The sequence below is a fragment of the Streptomyces sp. NPDC031121 genome (assembly GCF_055570615.1).
In genome coordinates, this window is record NZ_JBVIGV010000015.1 from 104,875 (window position 1) to 121,815 (window position 16,941).

Annotated in this window: 13 protein-coding genes and 1 pseudogene; 8 read left to right on the forward strand and 6 right to left on the reverse strand. The window is 66.7% G+C overall.

Annotated features, from left to right (window positions below; all coding sequences use genetic code 11):
* Nucleotides 1-20 precede the first annotated feature (20 nt).
* From ACZ462_RS26400 to ACZ462_RS26420, 5 genes and pseudogenes are all read left to right on the forward strand, one after another.
* Nucleotides 21-619, forward strand: a pseudogene (locus ACZ462_RS26400) (IS110 family transposase); the annotation flags it as partial.
* Nucleotides 620-852: 233 nt separating this feature from the next.
* Nucleotides 853-1,344, forward strand: coding sequence for a hypothetical protein (locus ACZ462_RS26405; protein ID WP_467805523.1), 492 nt, complete (start codon nucleotides 853-855; stop codon nucleotides 1,342-1,344).
* Between the two features lie 194 nt (nucleotides 1,345-1,538).
* Nucleotides 1,539-2,102, forward strand: a complete 564-nt coding sequence (locus ACZ462_RS26410) for a hypothetical protein (protein ID WP_467805479.1) — start codon at nucleotides 1,539-1,541, stop codon at nucleotides 2,100-2,102.
* Nucleotides 2,103-2,110: 8 nt separating this feature from the next.
* Nucleotides 2,111-3,346, forward strand: coding sequence for an MAB_1171c family putative transporter (locus ACZ462_RS26415; protein WP_467805480.1), 1,236 nt, complete (start codon nucleotides 2,111-2,113; stop codon nucleotides 3,344-3,346).
* Between the two features lie 273 nt (nucleotides 3,347-3,619).
* Nucleotides 3,620-4,249, forward strand: a complete 630-nt coding sequence (locus ACZ462_RS26420) for an HAD-IA family hydrolase (RefSeq protein WP_467805481.1) — start codon at nucleotides 3,620-3,622, stop codon at nucleotides 4,247-4,249.
* A gap of 329 nt (nucleotides 4,250-4,578) precedes the next feature.
* On the opposite strand, the gene ACZ462_RS26425 is transcribed toward ACZ462_RS26420, so the two are convergent.
* On the reverse strand, nucleotides 4,579-5,454 hold the full coding sequence (locus ACZ462_RS26425) for a helix-turn-helix domain-containing protein (protein ID WP_467805482.1): 876 nt from the start codon (nucleotides 5,452-5,454) through the stop codon (nucleotides 4,579-4,581).
* Between the two features lie 241 nt (nucleotides 5,455-5,695).
* Between ACZ462_RS26425 and ACZ462_RS26430 the strand changes: the two genes are divergently transcribed.
* Nucleotides 5,696-6,214: a hypothetical protein gene (locus tag ACZ462_RS26430; protein WP_467805483.1), complete on the forward strand. Its 519-nt coding sequence runs from the start codon at nucleotides 5,696-5,698 to the stop codon at nucleotides 6,212-6,214.
* Nucleotides 6,215-6,316: 102 nt separating this feature from the next.
* Here the strand turns inward: ACZ462_RS26430 and ACZ462_RS26435 are convergent, their stop codons facing one another.
* Nucleotides 6,317-6,844 (reverse strand): LysM peptidoglycan-binding domain-containing protein, encoded by a 528-nt coding sequence (locus tag ACZ462_RS26435; protein WP_467805484.1) that lies wholly within the window; start codon nucleotides 6,842-6,844, stop codon nucleotides 6,317-6,319.
* Between the two features lie 699 nt (nucleotides 6,845-7,543).
* Between ACZ462_RS26435 and ACZ462_RS26440 the strand changes: the two genes are divergently transcribed.
* Both ACZ462_RS26440 and ACZ462_RS26445 read left to right on the forward strand, forming a co-directional pair.
* Nucleotides 7,544-7,951, forward strand: a complete 408-nt coding sequence (locus ACZ462_RS26440) for a hypothetical protein (RefSeq protein ID WP_467805485.1) — start codon at nucleotides 7,544-7,546, stop codon at nucleotides 7,949-7,951.
* Entirely contained in the window at nucleotides 7,911-8,456 is a 546-nt protein-coding gene (locus ACZ462_RS26445; RefSeq protein ID WP_467805486.1) for a hypothetical protein, read from the forward strand. Before ACZ462_RS26440 ends, ACZ462_RS26445 begins: the two co-directional genes overlap by 41 nt.
* 177 nt (nucleotides 8,457-8,633) lie before the next feature.
* Here ACZ462_RS26445 and ACZ462_RS26450 read toward each other — a convergent pair whose 3' ends face one another.
* The 4 genes from ACZ462_RS26450 to ACZ462_RS26465 form a co-directional block, all read right to left on the reverse strand.
* A complete protein-coding gene (locus tag ACZ462_RS26450) occupies nucleotides 8,634-8,948 on the reverse strand; it encodes an HU family DNA-binding protein (protein ID WP_467805487.1) in 315 nt (104 codons plus the stop codon).
* A 132-nt stretch (nucleotides 8,949-9,080) separates the two neighbouring features.
* A complete protein-coding gene (locus tag ACZ462_RS26455) occupies nucleotides 9,081-9,446 on the reverse strand; it encodes a hypothetical protein (protein WP_467805488.1) in 366 nt (121 codons plus the stop codon).
* Nucleotides 9,447-9,486: 40 nt separating this feature from the next.
* A complete protein-coding gene (locus tag ACZ462_RS26460; RefSeq protein ID WP_467805489.1) occupies nucleotides 9,487-10,965 on the reverse strand; it encodes a hypothetical protein in 1,479 nt (492 codons plus the stop codon).
* Between the two features lie 262 nt (nucleotides 10,966-11,227).
* The gene (locus tag ACZ462_RS26465; RefSeq protein WP_467805491.1) at nucleotides 11,228-16,777 is read right to left on the reverse strand and encodes a hypothetical protein; all 5,550 of its coding nucleotides are present in this window, start codon (nucleotides 16,775-16,777) and stop codon (nucleotides 11,228-11,230) included.
* Nucleotides 16,778-16,941: the final 164 nt, after the last annotated feature.

Below are 16,941 nucleotides of genomic sequence, written 5' to 3' on the forward strand. Positions count from 1 at the left end.
AACGCCTGCGGAAGCATGCGATGTCGGGCACCGAAGGCACAGGCGTCTTCCTCGGAATGGACGTCGGCAGGACCGCCCCCACGGCCATGGGCTCACCCCGGCCGGGAAGAAGGTCTTCGACAAGCCGATGCCCGACAGCGAACCGAAGCTGCGCGCCGTCTTCGAAGAGCTCGAGGCCACGTTCGCCACCGCCCTGGCCATCGTGGTAGCCCGCCTCGATCGGCGCCCTGCCCCTGACCGTCGCCCGCGACGCCGGCTGCGAGGGCGCCTACCTGCCCGGGCTCGCCATGCGACGGATCGCCGACCTCTACCCGGGCGAGCGAAAGCCGGTGCGAAGGACGCGGCAGTGATCGCGGATGCGGCCGGACAACGCCGCACAGCCTGCGCTCGCTCGAGCTGACCGACGCAATCGCCGCCGAACCCACCGCCCTGAAAGGCTTCGGCCAGGACCTCGCCGCAGAGGCCACCCGCACCAGCGACCGGATACGCGGCCTGCTCATCCGGTTCCACGCATGACTGGAAGCTGGTCCTGGGTCTACGGCCGGACCACCCTGCCGTCAGCCGGCTCCTCGAGCGCTACGGATCCCCGGCCGCACTGCGCAAGGCCGCCCCCAGTCGGACGTCACCACGCCGAGTACCCCTCGACGATGGTGCCCGCGGCGCTCGCCGCCGGCAGCCTGATGCAGCGGGCGCAGATCCCGACTACACCCGAACCCACGCTAAATGCAATCGACTTGACAGGATCGTTGTGCGTAGGGATATCTTACGAACTCTCAAGTGGGCTGGATACTCAACACCTTTGGTTGACCCGGTCATGCTGTTCTGTTCCGCAACGGGGGGTAAGGCCAGTACATGCGGTGGAAAGCTCGCCGCGTCGGCAAGGGGCCTACGGTCAGCCACCGTGCCGTACGCAGGGCGGCCGGGAACATCGTTGAGGAAGCCAAGCGCCGGGCGCAGCCGTTCGACGACATCTTCCGCCCGCGCAGTGTCCGTGGACCACGACCGGTCCACCGCACTGTCACCCGGGCGTTCACGGGCGCCGTCATCGCGTTGGCCTTCGCGTTCACCATTGCGTTCGAACTTGCCGCTGAAATCCCGTACTTCATGGAACCGCACGCCGGTGTCTTGGGTCTACCGATAGGCATGGGCCTGTTCTGTCTCTGCACCGCTGCCGTCGCGGTCTGCGCGGCGCAGCGGGGCGGCGCGGTCAAGCAGACACCCGGGCGGGCGGTGGATGCCGTGGCAATGGTGCTGGACGCCGTCTACGACGTGCTGCACATGGTCACCACACATCGTCACGCTGGGCAGCGAAGCGAGGGTTCACTGCACACGCGAAAAGTCTGACGACTACTTGGCTCAGCCTGCCGACGCATGACTGAGCGCGGGGTGGGTTGGAGCTCCGAAAGCAAACGGGGCAGGGGCGAGGGGGACGGGCGATGAGGTGGGCTGCTCTACGGGGGACCGCCTGGAGCGGGGAGAGTGGCGGGCTGCGTGCAGAACCAGGCGGTAGAACGCCGATGCACCTCGCGAGAGCAGTCATGCAGTGGCGCAGGGACCCTTCGCGACGCGCGCTCTTGAAGGAGTGCGAGAAGCTGCTTGCCGATCTGCCTGTGCCCACACCCTTCAGTGTCGAGGCGCTGGTCCGAAACATGGAGCATGCGCTCAAGCGTCAGATTCGGCTGGTGGCTTTTGACGACCCAGACGGAGGGCTGGGCACAGCCTGCGGCCTTCGAGTCAGGACGCCGGAGTTCACGGTCGTGCTCTACCGGCGCCGGTCCAGCCGGAACCAGACCGAGCACATCATCCTTCATGAGCTGGCGCACGAGTGGCTGGACCATGGGAGCACCCTGACCGATGAAGAGGTCGAGCGATACGTCCCTGAGCACATCCGGGAGGAAGTCCTTCGTCGATTCCCCCTGGCTCTGGTCCAAGGCCGCGTGAACTACGACAGCCCGGAGGAGCAGCAGGCCGAGTTGTCGGCGTCCCTGATCAAGCGGTCGGCCCGCCGTCAGTCGTTGGCCGGCGACGACATGGTCAGCCTCTTGGAGTCCTCGCTCTCCCACCCGGTTGCTCCGCCGCGGCGTGGCCCCAAGAGCGCATGACGGACGGCATGCTCGACTTCTTCAGGTACCTGACCGCGGCCGTGATGACCCTCATAGCCGTTTGGCGATTCCCCGCCGTCCGGTACGGTGACGCGCACCGCCGAGCCCTCTGGGGCGGCTACGCCGGATTCTCCGTGGCCCTGTGGCTCTACACACCAGCAGCGATGCAGGCCGTGGACCGCATCCCCGTGATCGATCTGAACGCTCTCCTGAGACACTTCGCCAGCACCGCCGCCCTCATCGCGTCCTTGACGTACGTTGCGACCAGCTACGGCAAGAGCTCCGAAGCCGTGGTGCCACGGCACGTCACGGTGTCGCGCTGGATCGCCCGTGCCTCCTATCCGGTGGGCGCGGTCGGCGTGACCCTGCTCACCATTCTTTTTTTCACCGTTGTGGACCGCCGGCGGCAAAGTGAGGACTTCCTCAGCGATCATGCAGGGGAATTAGGCGCCGCCGCGTATATGAGCGTCTTCTACTTCTTCCCGCTCGTCACAGCCGCCGTCTGCGGCTACCAGTGGTCGCGTGGGGCGCGAGAAGCCGAGACGATCAGTATGCGAATCGGTCTCAGGCTCATGGGAATCTCGATGTGGATGGGGCTCCTCCACACGACGGCCCGAATCGTCATCGTGTGGACGGCGGTATTCTTCCCGCTGAGTCATTCCACAATGGAGATGCTCATTGATCTCACGGCGATGTGGATGAACCTGCTCTTCCTGATCGTGGCAGTAGGTGCGAGCATCCCCACCACCAGCGTCGTTGCTGCTCGCTGGAAGACATGGAAGACCCTCTACCGGCTTCACCCGCTCTGGTTCGACCTGGTGAAGGCGTTCCCCGGAACGAGTCTCTACCCGCCCGGGTCGCGCCTGGCCGAGCTGATCCACATGCGGGTCCCCAGCGATGTCCGCCTGGACCGATGGACCCAGGACATCGCTGATGCCTGCGAGAAGCTCCGGTACTACGCCCCGGAGACGCTCCTGTGGGCTGCTGAGGAGGCAGCCGCGTCGCACCCCGACCCCGAGCCGGGCGCCGAGGCGTACTGGATCGCCGCGGCGCTCCGTGCCGCTGCCACCACGAAGCCCAGCCAATACGCGACGGGCCCGCTCCAGGAAAAACCGTTCGTCGACACGAACAGCGAGGCGGCTTGGCTCGTGCGAGTGAGCAAGGCTTACGCGGTCATCACCCCGGGCGACGCTCAAGAGCTTCTGGAGCAGTCTGCGGAGCTGAGTCTTGAACCGGACGCGTAAAACGCTGAAGAAGTCGACTCGATGGGGAGGCCGCGTGAAATAGAAAACAGCCCCAGGCGCTATTGCCGCCCTTCGGATTCGGGCGGGGCCGTCAGTCCCTCAAAGACGTGGCTGGTGCCGTGGGCCAGACAGTGGGTGGCATCGTCTTCCGCCCTGTAAATACCGCCGACCCTGGAAAGCGAAGCGCAGGCGCTGTCGCCGCCACGCGGATGCCGGGGCCGGAACGCTGTCCAGTACGGGCGGCGCCCAGATTCTCAGCACTGGAGTTCCTGCATGTCTCAGCACACCGGCCTCGTCCTCGACTTCGGAGGCGTGCTCACCACACCGCTCCTGCCCGTGGTGCTCGCCTTCGAGCAGCGCGAAGGGCTTCCCCAGGGTGCATGCATCTCGGCCCTGTACCAGGACGAAGAGGGCGTCCGGATCACCAGCGACCTCGAGCGCGGAGCGGTCAGCCAGACCGAGTGGAACGAGTTCGCCGGCAAGAAGCTGGGCGTCTCTCCCGACAACCTGATGGGCAGGATCTTCGGAGGCCTGCGTCCGGAGCCGCTGCTGATCAACGCGGCCGCCGCGGCGCGGCGAGCGGGGATCAAGGTGGGCATCCTGTCCAACTCGGTGGGCCTCACGCCCTGGGACCTCTACGACGGCTACGACCTCGAGAAGCTGTACGACGTCGTGGTGATCTCCGAGCACCACCAGCTGCGCAAGCCCGACCCCGAGCTCTTCGAGATCACGCTCAAGCTCATGGAGATGCCTGCCGAGCAGTGCGTCTTCGTGGACGACACCGAGGCGTACGTCCAGGCGGCGGAGCAGCTCGGTTTCGCGGGGGTGCACAACAAGGACCCCAGGCAGACGGTGGTCGACCTGTCGAACCTGCTGGGCGTGGACCTCACCGCCGCGCCGTAGCCGTCCCCCGAGCGGGCGGCTGGTCCGGCCGCCCCTGGCTGTCGACCACCTCACTGCGAGGTGGTCAACAGCCGGCGATCTGCGTTGTGCCGGTGCGGCTCGGGGTCCTGCTCGTGGGCGTCAGGACAGGGGGACCGCATCCGGTACGCGGAAGGTGGTGTTCCGACACCGGACGCAGCCCGGCCGTCGGTGGCCTCGACACGCCGCATGAGCGTGCCCCGAGCTGCAGCCCAGCCGCAGGGGGCGTCAGGCCGAGAGCGGCAAGCGGCCCGCTCCGCCATGGCCGGGGGCGGACTGCTCGGCGGCGCTGTCAAGGCGTGGCGCCGGCGTCACTGCTCGCTCTGCTCGCCCGGCAGCTTGTTCTTCAGCTCTCCGACGACTTCGTTGATCTTGGCCATCATGTCGGCCGACAGCCCCGCCTGGTTGCCCCGGGCGGCGAGGCCGAGGATCTGGCCCTGGTGGATCGACCCCAGGAAGCGGATGGCTTCGAGGAATTCACCGGCCGCAGGGCTCAACTCGGCGTCGTCCTGGAAGAGGGCGATGTCGACCTGGAGAGCATGGGCCAGGCCGGCACGTACTGCGCCCGAGGCAGTCGCCGTGGCGCCCGAACGCAGCGCGGCGATGTCATCGGCAGTCATGTGCGTCGTGCCGCTGTGCTCGTTGACGGCCTGCGCGATCTGCTCGTTGGACGGAGGCGTCCCGCCCGCGTACCCGTGCTCCAGCAGATAGTTGATCTTCTCGCCGACGGTGCGAGGTGCAGACGGACGGGCTTCCCTCGGGGGCCGCGCCCTGCGTAGCCCGAACGAGACGTCCTGCGCGGCCAGCAGCTCTTCCGTCGTCACCCCGTAAGCCTGCGACAGAGGTCCCACGTAGGCGTCCTGGAGCCGACGCCTGCCGGACTCCGCGTTGCTCAACGGCACGCGACTGGCGTTGATGGCCTCGGAGGCCTGCGCCACGCTGAGGCCGGCGTCGCAGCGGAGCAACTGCAGGTCCACGGCGCCGTCGTAGGGGAAGAGGGCGTCGAGGTCCTGACCAAGCGCTGACGCGATCCCCGGGAGTTTCTCCCCCTTGGGGAACTCTTCGCCGCTTTCCCATCGCGCCACGGTGGGGCCGCTGACGCCTACTCTCGCGCCCAACTCCTTCTGGCTGAGCTCCTTGCCCCGTCTGACAGCTCGCACTCGGCTGCCGTCGAATTGACGTGGCACATGAACTCCTGCGACTTGGCGGTCTAGACCTCGGGTGCTGATGAGAGAACCCTAACGGAAACTGGCTTGATCGATCCATGCATCTAACGTACGTTTCTGTATCGCACCTGATGGTGGGGCTCTGCTCGTGCGTCGATCTTATGCCCTGTGGTTAGTCCATCGCTGAACTACCCGCCCTGTACAAGGCGGGTCCACCGGACCCGGTCATGCAACGGCCCAGGAACCTGGAAGGATCCCACCGATGATCCAGTCTCACCCAGAGGTGTCCGACTCTGGCGAGTTCAAGGGTTTCAACGAAGCCCGGCGCATCATGTGGTGCTACGAGGCTCGCGCCCGCGTGTCCGAGCGGTTCGAGGAGACGAGCTTCCTCGCTGATGCCAACGTCGCAGCGGTCCACGTCGACAACACCACTCGGGCCGACCGCGTGTTCCTCGTGGCGTTCGACGAGGCCGGCCGGCAGGTCGGCGCTGACACGCTCTACGTCGACGGGCCGCACCAGCACCTGGACGTCGCTTCCGAGTTCGACCATGACTTCACTGGGATGAACGTCGTGCTGGACTCGCAGCTTGACCAGGCCATCTCTCGGGAGAACGGCTGGGTCGTCAATCTGAAGGTGCTGCGCGAGTACGAGCCCTTGGCCGATCGTCGGGCCACGCAGCGCGCGGTGTTCTTGATGCATCTGCAGGACATGATGAAGAACGGCGAGGTCCGCGGATTCCTGTTTGGCCGAGATGAGTCCGACGAGGCTGATGCGGCGTGAGGGACCGCGGGTCCGCGAGGAGATGACGACGCCCTGATGGCCCCGCGGCGTCAGGGCGTCGATTCAGGCGCGGGTGCGTGAGGGTGTTGCCCTGTCGCGTCGTCACGCCGGTGGGAGGAGCCGCGAGGCCCACGCGTGGATGAAGTCCGGATTCAAGATCTTCTTCGCCTCGATCAGAATGTCGATCGGAACCCCCGTCGCCCCCGAGATCGCAGCGAGCGTATCGCTTGGCGTGACGGTGGGCGGCTTCGCCTTCGGCACGGGCTGGGTCCGTGCGTCCGATCCGTTGGGCTCGTCCTCGCCGCCGCGACCGGGCCTCGGAGTCGGACTCGACCCGTTCTCGTCCTGCTTCCCCGCGGCGCTCTCGCTCGGCTGCCTGGCGCTGCTGCCTCCGGCGTGCTTCTCGTCCTGCTTCCCCGCGGCGCCCTCGCTCGGCTGCTGGGCGCTGCTGCCTCCGGCGTGCTTCTCGTCAGGGTTCCCCGGCGCCTCGGCCGGGGCGTGATTGCCCGGCAGCGCCCGGGCGAAGCCGCCGTCGGAAGTCGCGAGCTGCGTCAGGCCCCAGCCGACGAAGAGCGCCGCTCCGCCCGCCATGACGCCGACCGCGATCAGCGGCCCCTTGCCGAAGCCCATCGGGCCGGAGTGACTCGGAGCAGTTGCTCTCGTCTCTGCCGTCGGCTTCGACGCCGGCCCCTCTGGCCTCTGAACCGTAGCCGCCATCCCTGCCCCAACTCCTCTATGAATAGCATGCAGAGTCATCCGCGTCTGCCATTTACATTCTACTCAGAGTCTAATCTAAGTCGATGCAATAAGGGATTGAATGGTAGCACGAACCCTGCCCGAGAGAGCGTCAATGGCTCCCCGAACCATCGACCGCCAGGCCGAGCGAAGGAATCGCGCCACCATGGCCAACTGCTCCGGTCTCTCTTCTGCTCTGGCCGATCCGAGTAGGGCGACCGCGGGTTCAGCGTCCGAACTGCGACCTGGGGCCGGCTGGGTCAACCCCGGGGGGCGGGCTGTCGATGCTCTGCTCCTGATGGGCAGACGGGGAGGCATCCGCTCCGACCGCGCCGTCAAGTACGAGCTGTTGGACGCCCAGATTCGTGACGCCTGACGACGCCTCTCGGCCCTGGACGGCCGTCGTGACTGTCCATGAATCAGAGCCCGTGCTCCAGTCTGTACCGTGCGGGACTGGAGCACAGGCTCCTCCTTCTCCTGCCCGGCTCCCACTCAGGGATGGAGTGAGCCATTATTCGACGTCCGTGTCGACTCGGCGATAACCCTCGTATACGAGTCGACAACAAGTCACTCAAGACTGACTACAATGAAGGCATGACTCGCAACGACAATGCCCACGGCGGCAGCAGTCCCGGCGCCGAGCTCCCGAAGTTCTCTGTCAATGTCGTCCCGACAGACCAGCTCGGGCACGAGGAACTCGCCACGGTCCTGAACCTCTATCGCCGCGGCCAGATCACGCCGCTGATCTTCGGAGACGGCAACAAGCCCGAGGCCGCGATCATCCCCTTCGCGGCGTTCGTGCGCCTCATGAAGTACGACCACGCGGCCCACGTCCACGCTGAGGCTGATTTCCAGGCCGAGCTCTCCCATCGCATCCAGGAGTCCGACGCCTCCGGCGAGGCGGGCATGACCGTCGAGGAGCTGGCCGAGAGCCTCGGCCCGCTCGGTCACCAGTGGGCGGATGACCATCGTGCTGCCCAGCAGGAGAAGCGTCGTGAGTGAGCGTCGGCCTGTCATCCGCATCCTGCCGACCGCCGGTCTCAGGCAGGACCTCCAGGCTCTCCACGACGCTGCGCTGAAGAAACCTCAAGGACCAGAGGGCCGGCTCCTGCGCGTGGCTCTCAACCAGCTGGGCCGGATCCAGCAAGGCGTGCCGGGCACGCACCCGCTGGGGTGCATGCCCAGTTATCCCGATCTCTCGGATTGTGAGACCACGTACGTCGGCGCAGATCCGAATGCAAAGCCCTCGCACCGGATCGTCTGGCGGGAGCGCGCGCCCCGGCGCCCGGGCGAGCCCGTCATCCGCGAGATCATCGCCCTGGGTGAACGCGCGAACGGGCAGGCCTACTACATGGCCGGCCGGCGTCTGGGCCGCCCTGTGGGCTTCACTCTCGCCGAGCTGGCCGCGCAGCGGGAGCCGATTGCGAGTCCCTCGCGACCCAGGCAGCGCTTGACCGGCAGTTTCGACACGCCATCCATGAACGAGCCTGACCACCAGTTCGAGTGACCATCGCCGACGGCTGAGCCTCTCGGCCGAACTCATCTCATCCACAAAGAACATACCCGTGATGCATGCGGGTATCACGGGTATGTTCTTTTCCGCCGGCTCCTCGCTTTCTGCGACGCGGGCCGCAGTCACGACCCTCAATGACGTTTTCGAACGTGCCGGCATCCCCGATCGTCTCTAGGTCCGTGGTGAGGCCTCGTCCTCATGGCCCCCCAGTCGGCGGTTGAAGCTGCTCGATGCGGAGAACTTGAGAACCACGTAGTCATCGACGTTGCTCTTGCCGAAGCGCACCTTGTGACCCTTGTGGTCCTGCCGGTAGAAGCGGCCGAAGCTCGTGAGCACGACCGTCTCACCGCCGCTGACCGCTCCAGTGAGTTCGCCAAGCAACGACTCGTATACCTTGTTCACCACCCGAATGGGCAGCTTGCTGCGAGTCGCGACCCGCGAGATGAACTCGCGCTTATTGACGCGCGGTGTCTTCGTCGCTTCCATGTCCACACCATGCCCTATCGCCGATCATTACGTGGTTCCACTTGGGAGCCAGTCTATCGGAGATGGTCATGAGCAGAGAAGGGGAGTGAGGCCTATCAAGTGCCGTCGCGATGCTTATCGTTGCCCATCCGGCTAGATTTCCAGATCCGGCTCGATGCCCTCCCGGTCGCCCTTGGGCTCATAGACGACCGACTCGATGATGCTCCGCGTGTTCGGATCGCGGCGCTGGTTCAGGACCCTGTCGTGAGACTCCTCGAACCGCTGCTGCGCCGCCACGCGGTGGGCCGCATCGAGCTTCGCGCCGATGTTGCGCTCTCCGAACTCCATCATCGAACTCAGTGCCGACACCGCGCCCTGCCGGATCGCGTTGACGTTCGACTTGTTCTGCGCCCGCTGCTGCTCCCATCGGCTCCGATCCTCCGGTGTGACGTAGCCGAACATCCGCGCGAAACGCGATCCGAACCTGACCTGCTGTCCCTCGTTCTGATCCTGCTTCATGCCCCTCCTCCTACTTCTCGTCCGTGTTCTCGGATCGCGCTCAGGTGGCCTGGAAGTCCTCGGAGTCGGCCTCAGCGTTCGGGCCGTCGTTCTGCGCGCCGGCCTCCTGCCCGGCCGACGGACCCGTAGGGCGCGACCGCGGCTTGAGCCGCTGCTCCTCGAAGAAGGCCCCGGGGTCGTCGACCGCCGTCTGCAGTGTTTGCTGCCAGTTCTCTCCGAGGCTCCGCTTCAGCTGCGCCTCGAGATCCGGGTACTTCTCGTTCACTGCCTCCATCGCGTCGACGTAGGCGTTGGAGTAGACCCGCTGCTGCTCCTCGGGTGGCAGACCGTCGATGTCCATGCTCGCGATCATCACCTCGGACTGGTCCAGGCGGTGCTGGAGCATGTCGGGCAGCCCGCTGGTGTCCAGACCCTGTTTCTGCGCCGCGAAGCCGACCAGGTAGCCGAGCATGTTGCCTCCGAAGGCCTCCTTGTCGCCGCGGCCCAGCGCGTTGAGAAGCGAGGTCTTCATCGTCTCGGCGAGCTGAACCTGGTGGGCGTCCGCGTCCATGGGCCGGCGGAGTGTGAACATCCCGTCCTCGGGCAGACGCCGGCCCAACTGGTCGTGGAACTCCCCGCTCCAAACCGTGTGGACCCGGTCGGAGCCCGCGATCCGCTCCTCGTGTGCGGGGGCCTTGACGATCCGTCCGTGGGCCACGCCGTTGAACATGGTGCGCAGCTCGGGCTCGTACTCCATCCGCTCACCGATGATCTTTCGGGCGCGCTGGACGACCTCCCGGCGCTCCAGGCCGTCTTCGCTGATCTGCTCGTACAGGCGCTTGCGCAGCGCCCGGTGGCCCTCGCGGATCAGGTCGACGTCCGCGCCCGGCTCACGCATCTTCCAGAAGGCGTTCTCCAGGAGAGCGACCTCGGTCATGGCTGCCGAGTCCGTAGTGAACATCTCCCGGTGGCCGCGCTCACGACGCTGCATGGCGTCCAAGCGCGTGCGCCACTTCTTGGACAGGTGGTCACGCGGATCCGTGCTGCCGATCAGGCGCTCGCGCCGGGCCCCGCTCGGCAGGTCCTTGAAGATCCTCTGCCGGTGCGTGATGCCGCTCTCGGCAAAGGCCACCATGCCACGGGTCCGGGTGTCGATGCGCTCCTGGATCTTGTCCTTGAGGGGTTGGAGGTAGCTGTCCATCTCCTCCCTGAAATCCGGAGCGAGCATCCGCATCGTCATCACCATGCCGACCGCCTGGATGATCGCGTTGGCATTCACTCCGCGCGAGAGCGGCTTGAGACAGGACTGCATCATCATCTGCATGTAGACGTGGTGCATGACGCCGAGATCCTGCGTCCGCTCCTCGTCGGTGAAGCCGGGCACGAACAGCTTCGAGTCCCGCAGCGAGGCCATGTACTTCTCGCAGGCCAGCCGCGTCTCCGCCCTGAGTTTGAGCAGCTGCTCGCGCTGGTCCAGGCCCTCGCTCTCGTCCTCGGCCCGGTCGACGTCGATCCCGTGCACGCGGTCACGGTCGGCCATCCGCTTCCGGGTCTTCTCACCGAAGAATGCGCGGGCACGGTCCCGGAGCCGCTCACGTCGGGCGCGCACACCGTCCGCGTCCTGCGGCCCCGGACCGTCGCTCACCTCGGCGTCGACCGGCTCGTCCGAGCGCGAGTCCCCGTGGGCGTAGGTGTTGCCTCGCGGCTCACCGGTCCGAAGCCGATCGTCGCCAACCGGAAGCGCCTTGGTCGCGCGCCGGCGGCCCGCGGGTCCTGTTCCCAGTGCCTTGGGCTGTGCCATCTCAGTACCCCATCCCGTAGTCGTCGTTGTTGACTTCGGGCTGATCGATCGCGATGGTCGGCTTGTAGACCGGGCGCCTCGCGCCCACGACCACGGCATGCGCGGAGCGGCGCTGCGAGCCGCGGGTGCGGGACGCCGCCGCGTCTTGAGAGATCACGTCGCGCTTGACCACCGAGTCATCGACGGCGAGCACGGCGTGGTCCAGGCCGTGCCTCTCGGTGGAGCCCAGCTGATCCAGCTGCGACGACATCTGCACCCGAGCCTTCAGAGCCGCCGAAGACGCGAACTGCTCGTTCTTCTCGCCGTCGAAGACGCTCTCACGGTTCTTGGCCGCCTCGACCAGATCGGCGAACGCGCCGGCGTAGGCCATCCGGTCCATCAGGGTACCCCGCAGCGACACGTCTTCTTCCAAGTTGCGGATGAGCCCGGTCGCCGGGTCCTCCAGCGCACTGGCCACGCGAGCCACGTACTCCGGGTTGACCCTGACTCCGAAGCCATCCTTCGATTCGTAGAACTCGATGAACTGCTTCTCCCACTCCTCGGCCGCAGCCTGGACGGGCTCACCGTCCATGAATGCCGTGCGCCACTGGCCCGGGCCGACACGTTCGATGCTGCGGCCCCTCCAGAGATCGCGGCCGGGGCCCTGGAGCATCGCGTATTTGTGCCGGGCCTCGGCAGCGTCGTGCTTCGCCTGCAGGATCGACTGGGTCACCGGGTAGGTGACCTCCAGGACGGCCTTGAGATCCTCGCCGCGCAGCGCGCGCACGGCGCGCTGGCTGAACGCGCCACCCAAGCCGGTGCCGTGGGACTTGATCGCCGTGGCGAACATCGAGGCTTCCTGGTCGGATTGGGTGATGCCGGGCGTGCCCTGTGCATCGCCCAGGTTCCGGGCGTAGTCCTCGAGCTTCTTCTCGCTCCCCTTCGCGCCGGTCCTGACACAGACCTCGCGCACGCTCTGCAGGTGTGCCTCGCGATCCGCGAACGTCAGAGCCGCACCGAACTCGCCACGCTGCGCCCGGCGGTACAGCCCGCTCAGCTCCTCCGTCACGAACTGCTGGGCGAGCCTGACGTCCTCCGGCGAATCCGAACCCGTGATTGCCCGCAGCCGGAGCCGGTTGGCCTCGCTCCGCGAACTCTCCAACTCATGGGCCATTCTGTCGTTCTTGGACAGCGCGACCTGGGTGTCCAGCGACACCTGCATGGCCAGCGGGTGTGAACCGTCGCCCTTGACCACTCCGGTGTCCAACAGGTTGGCCGGCACCGAGAGCTTTGCCAGGGCCTCAGCCTTGGCTGCCTCGCTGTGCAGCTTCACCACGGCGACGGCATCACCGTCGAAATCGCCGTCAAAGCAAGCGTCCATCACCGGGTTGATCGCCGCGCCGGTGAGTCGGTCGTCGATCGCCACCCGCATGTAGCGCACACCGGCGTCACGGAGCACCGGGTCACGCCACACCAGCGCGTGGTCGCCCTCGGCGAGCCCCAACTTCGCAGCCTTGACCGAGCTGAGGGCGACTTGGTCGACGTCCAGCCGTGGGTCTGCGGTCCACACCATCGTCGCCGAGTCGGTGAGCCGTGAGGACATCAGCCCGGTCTTGAAGATGTTGCTCGTGCCCGTCAGCACTCGGTTCTGGACGTCGGTCGTGATCACTTCGAAGGCGCGCTGAGCGCGCGAGACCGATTCGCTCATGCCGCGACGCACCCTGGCGCGCTCCTCGGCAGACAGACCCTGGCTGTCCAGCTGCTCGGCCATGTAGCGGTAGCGGCAGGCCTCCACGAATACGTCCTGGTAGCTGCGGGTGTAGTCGTGCATGACGGAGGTCCCGTCCTCGAACTCCTGACCACTACGCAGATGCGAGGACATCACCGGCAGCTTCCACGAGCTCGCGCTCACCGTCTCCGTCTGCTCACCGGTCGGATACGTGAGCGGAAACGGGATCTCCATGTCGCCACCGCGGTCGCCGATGAGGTCGCCGAAGGACTCGCGCATCGCCATGATGTTCAGTCCCGGGAGCTGGCCCGCCCTGCGCGGCTGCGTGCGCAGCAAGTCGGGCATCGGGATGAACCGACGCTCGGTACGCTCGTCGAGGCCCTCGGCCTGGCCGATCACGCGCAGCGTGCCGTCAGCGTCCATGTCCATGCCGGATACCAGAAGGTACTCGCGCAGGCTCGACTCGGCCCCGCTGTTGTGGCCGTAGAACTCGCGCATGATCGCCGGACAGTCCTGAGACTGCAGCGCCCAGGCCAGTTGAGCGGAGGCCTTACGGCCCTTGCCGGCACGCACCTGCTCGTCGTCGTAGATCTTCGTCTTCTCGTCGACGGCCATATGGGTGACCACGAAGCGCATCTCGCCCAGGGCACTCGGCCGCAGTTCTCCGTTGGGCGAGCGCAGATCGGAGACGTTCCCGCTCATCAGCTCGCGCGCCGAGCCCGCGTTGCGCCGGGAGATGAGGCTGAACGGACTCATCACCACGTCCAGACCCGGGTTGGCGCGGAACCAGTTGACCTCTTCGACAACGGCCTGCCGCTGCGCGTCGTGCAGAGGCATGTCCCGGTCGACGATCAGCGAGATCACGCCCTTGTTGCCGTGCAGATCCGAGATCTTGTCGCCCACGACGAGATCGCGCTCCCGACCGCCGGCCCCGCGGATGCGGTGGCGCCCGGCGAATTCCTTCGACACCACGATCGGGTCATCAGCCGTCCAGCCGCCGAAGGTCATCAGCGCCGTCTTCGCCGGTGCGGTGACCTCGGAGGACTGCATGATCGTCGAGGCCGTCATCTGCTGACGGTCGAACGGGTCGTACCGCAGCGTCTCGAGCTCGGGGAGAGCCATGAGCGGCGCACGCTGTCCGGCCACGCTCTCGTCGCCCGGCACGATCCGACCATCGCTGTCGACCTGGGCCTGAGTGGTCAGGTACCGCACGATGCCCTGGTTGGTCGCGCCTCCGGTCATCACCGGGTCGAAGTAGCCGCTGGGCGCTGCCACGTTGTTCCGGTCCTTACCGGTGAGCACCGCCATGTTCCGCCCGCCGGTGAGCCGCCAGGCGTCGAAGTGGTTGTCATCAGCCGGGTCGGTTCGGTCGCGCTGGGCCCTGTACTCGGCGTAGACGGTCGAGCCGGCCTTGATCTCGTTGGAGTAGCGCACACGGCGCGCCTCGGTCTGCAGGATCGCTGCCGTCCACTCGTCCAGGTGTGCCTTGATCTCGCCGGTGGACTCGTCCCGCTGGTACGTGGTGGCGCGCTCGATGTAGTCGATGGGGTGCCTGGTGCCGTAAAGCTGTGAGTAGACCGTGTTGAGCGAGGAGGGCTCGCCGGTCTCGCTCCGCCCGGTGATGACGTCACCGGCGATCTGGTACTGGATGCGCTCGTGCATGAGCTGCTCGTAGCCGCGCAGGCGCGTGCGCTCCTCGACCGAGGTCGGAGCCTCGCCCGGGGTCTGGGCCGTGATCGTGGCCTCGTAGCCGGGCACGATCAGGGCGTTCTGCCCGCCGGCGAAGGCGGTGGTGATCTCGCCGTACGCGCCGACATCGAACACCTGGCCGATCTCACCCGAGATCGGAGTTCCCTTGCCGTCACGGCGAAGCTTCTCGCCACTCCAGCGAATGACGCCGTGATCGTCGACCAGGATCTCGGCGACCGTCGCCGCGTTGCGCTCGATGCTCTCGCGCACGGTGACCCCGATACGCCGCATGAACGCGGATTCGTGATCGGCGATCGGCACGGAACGCTCGGCGTTGAAGCGGACGAGCCGGTCCTTGAACCGGGTCGTCTGGAAGGTCGAGCCCATGATCTCGTCAGGGGAGATCTCGCAACGACGAAGCGCCGAGGCGAGGTTGTCGAGGTTCGACCACTGCCCGGTGGGGCTGGTCATGTATCGCGCCACCCGCTCCGGGTTGAAGCGCTGATCGACAAACTCGCCGTCGACGTCGTGGGGCTCCGCCTCCCAGGTCCCGATGAGTTCGAAGGGAACGTCCTCAGCGTGCTGTCGGACCTTCTCGACGGCGGTGCCGCCGTAGACAAGGTTGCCCATCTCGGGCGTCTCCTCGGCCTGCAGCTCGCCGATCTCCTCCAGCCGTTGCCGGTACATCTCTTCGGTCGCACCCGGGCGCAGCAGTTCGCTGTGCGCGCCTGTGAGCACGTCCCAGTACGAGCGCTGGATCGCAGCGACCTCGGAGTCAGCCGAGTACTCCGGCGGTTCGATCGCATCCAGCAGTCCGCCGGTTCGCTCCAGCTCCGTCTCGGCACGGGCAATGAGGTCCTCGACGCCGAGGGCTGCCCTCAGGTTTTCCCGAGCGGTCTCGACGGCGGTCTTCGCATAGGCCGCGGCCGATTCGGTGTCGCGGAAAAAGGCCGGCAGTGAGCGTTTCTTCGCGTCCCGGCGCAGCATCACCTTCGAGCCGGGCCTAGGGCCGGACTCACCGGGGGCCACGTAGTCGCCGACCACGAACATCGACTCACGGTCACCGTGGTAGCTGTCGGGCACTTCCACCACCATGCGGCCACGGCCGCGCTCCTGGTGCGTCGCGCCGGTCTCGCCGGCGGCGCGCCCCGGAAAGTCCGTACGCTCGACGCGATGTCCCTGGGCGAAGCGCAGTAGTTGGACGGCCTCCGCCGGCGAGGGAGAGTAGACCGCCATGCCGCCGGGAACCCGGTGGTTCGTCGAGTAGCGCAGCACGGTGCCCTTGTCGTATATCCGAGCTCCGGCGTACTCCTCCTGGCGTGTGTCGATGAGGCGGATCTCCATGCCGGTCCCGGCGATCTTCGCCTTGATCTGCCCTGGTTCGCGGTCGCGCATCACCGCGTAGGGCACGCCCTGCGCCTTCAGCTCTTCGAGCAGTGCTGCCGAGCGCGCCACGGCGCGCCGGGACATGAAGCGGTTGCCGTCGACGCGGTTCGTCTGCGGGTTCCGGCCGCCGTCGATGACCCACTCGCGCACCTGGTCGTACTCCTGCCGGCTCATCTTGTCCATGAGCGCGGTGAGTCCCGCGGCGTCGTCGATCGTCATCGCGCGGCCTGCCTGGAACGGCCGGCCGTTGTCGTCGATGCGCCAGAGCACCATGTTTCCGCGCCGCGGGTCGGCCAGGTTCTCCACCTCGCCGCCGGCCACGCGTCCGATCGTCTCGTCCGGCAGGTACAGCAGAGCGGTTCCGGCGCGCTTCACCGTCGCGCGTTCGGACCAGGCGGGGTCATAGGGGCTGATCGGCAGCCGGGCCGACTGTGAGTCGACCTGGGCACCGACACCGGTGACGCGGGTGAACTCCCGCTGCAACTGCTGATAGCGCTCGTTCCGGGGGGAATGATCACCGAACTGCGGCTCGTAGTCGGACACCTTCTCCGCGAACGCCTGGTCGATGGCGGAGAGGCAGTCCGCGATGCCCAGCCGGGGGTCGGCCAGTGCGGTGCCCCGCCGGCCGAGGATCTCGTCGACTCGGGCGCGGATCGCCTTGGCCTGGGAGATCGGAATGACCTGTCCGGCCTGCACCCGGGCCTGCTCGACTGCCTTGTAGTAGACGTACTCGTAGAAGTACTTCCGCAGTCCGCGCGCCTTCTTCATAGTCAATCAGCTTCCTGTGGATGCTCCGGGTTGCATAGAGCTTACATCGTCTATCGAAAGAGAGTTGGAAGCTATTCGAAAGGTCAGTGTCGAGGCTGTCCATCTTGGCTGAGAGGTGGCCTCGGCACTGGCTGTGGTCCTTGTCCGGCCCCAAGCGGCCGCCG

Bases quoted from the DNA above. Each gene is read 5' to 3' on its own strand.
- ACZ462_RS26455 (WP_467805488.1), bottom strand. From the start codon at position 9,446: ATGAAGCAGGATCAGAACGAGGGACAGCAGGTCAGGTTCGGATCGCGT.
- ACZ462_RS26420 (WP_467805481.1), top strand. From the start codon at position 3,620: ATGTCTCAGCACACCGGCCTCGTCCTCGACTTCGGAGGCGTGCTCACC.
- ACZ462_RS26450 (WP_467805487.1), bottom strand. From the start codon at position 8,948: ATGGAAGCGACGAAGACACCGCGCGTCAATAAGCGCGAGTTCATCTCG.
- ACZ462_RS26460 (WP_467805489.1), bottom strand. From the start codon at position 10,965: ATGGCCGACCGTGACCGCGTGCACGGGATCGACGTCGACCGGGCCGAG.
- ACZ462_RS26465 (WP_467805491.1), bottom strand. From the start codon at position 16,777: ATGAAGAAGGCGCGCGGACTGCGGAAGTACTTCTACGAGTACGTCTAC.
- ACZ462_RS26435 (WP_467805484.1), bottom strand. From the start codon at position 6,844: ATGGGCTTCGGCAAGGGGCCGCTGATCGCGGTCGGCGTCATGGCGGGC.
- ACZ462_RS26415 (WP_467805480.1), top strand. From the start codon at position 2,111: ATGCTCGACTTCTTCAGGTACCTGACCGCGGCCGTGATGACCCTCATA.
- ACZ462_RS26440 (WP_467805485.1), top strand. From the start codon at position 7,544: ATGACTCGCAACGACAATGCCCACGGCGGCAGCAGTCCCGGCGCCGAG.
- ACZ462_RS26445 (WP_467805486.1), top strand. From the start codon at position 7,911: ATGACCATCGTGCTGCCCAGCAGGAGAAGCGTCGTGAGTGAGCGTCGG.
- ACZ462_RS26430 (WP_467805483.1), top strand. From the start codon at position 5,696: ATGATCCAGTCTCACCCAGAGGTGTCCGACTCTGGCGAGTTCAAGGGT.
- ACZ462_RS26410 (WP_467805479.1), top strand. From the start codon at position 1,539: ATGCAGTGGCGCAGGGACCCTTCGCGACGCGCGCTCTTGAAGGAGTGC.
- ACZ462_RS26405 (WP_467805523.1), top strand. From the start codon at position 853: ATGCGGTGGAAAGCTCGCCGCGTCGGCAAGGGGCCTACGGTCAGCCAC.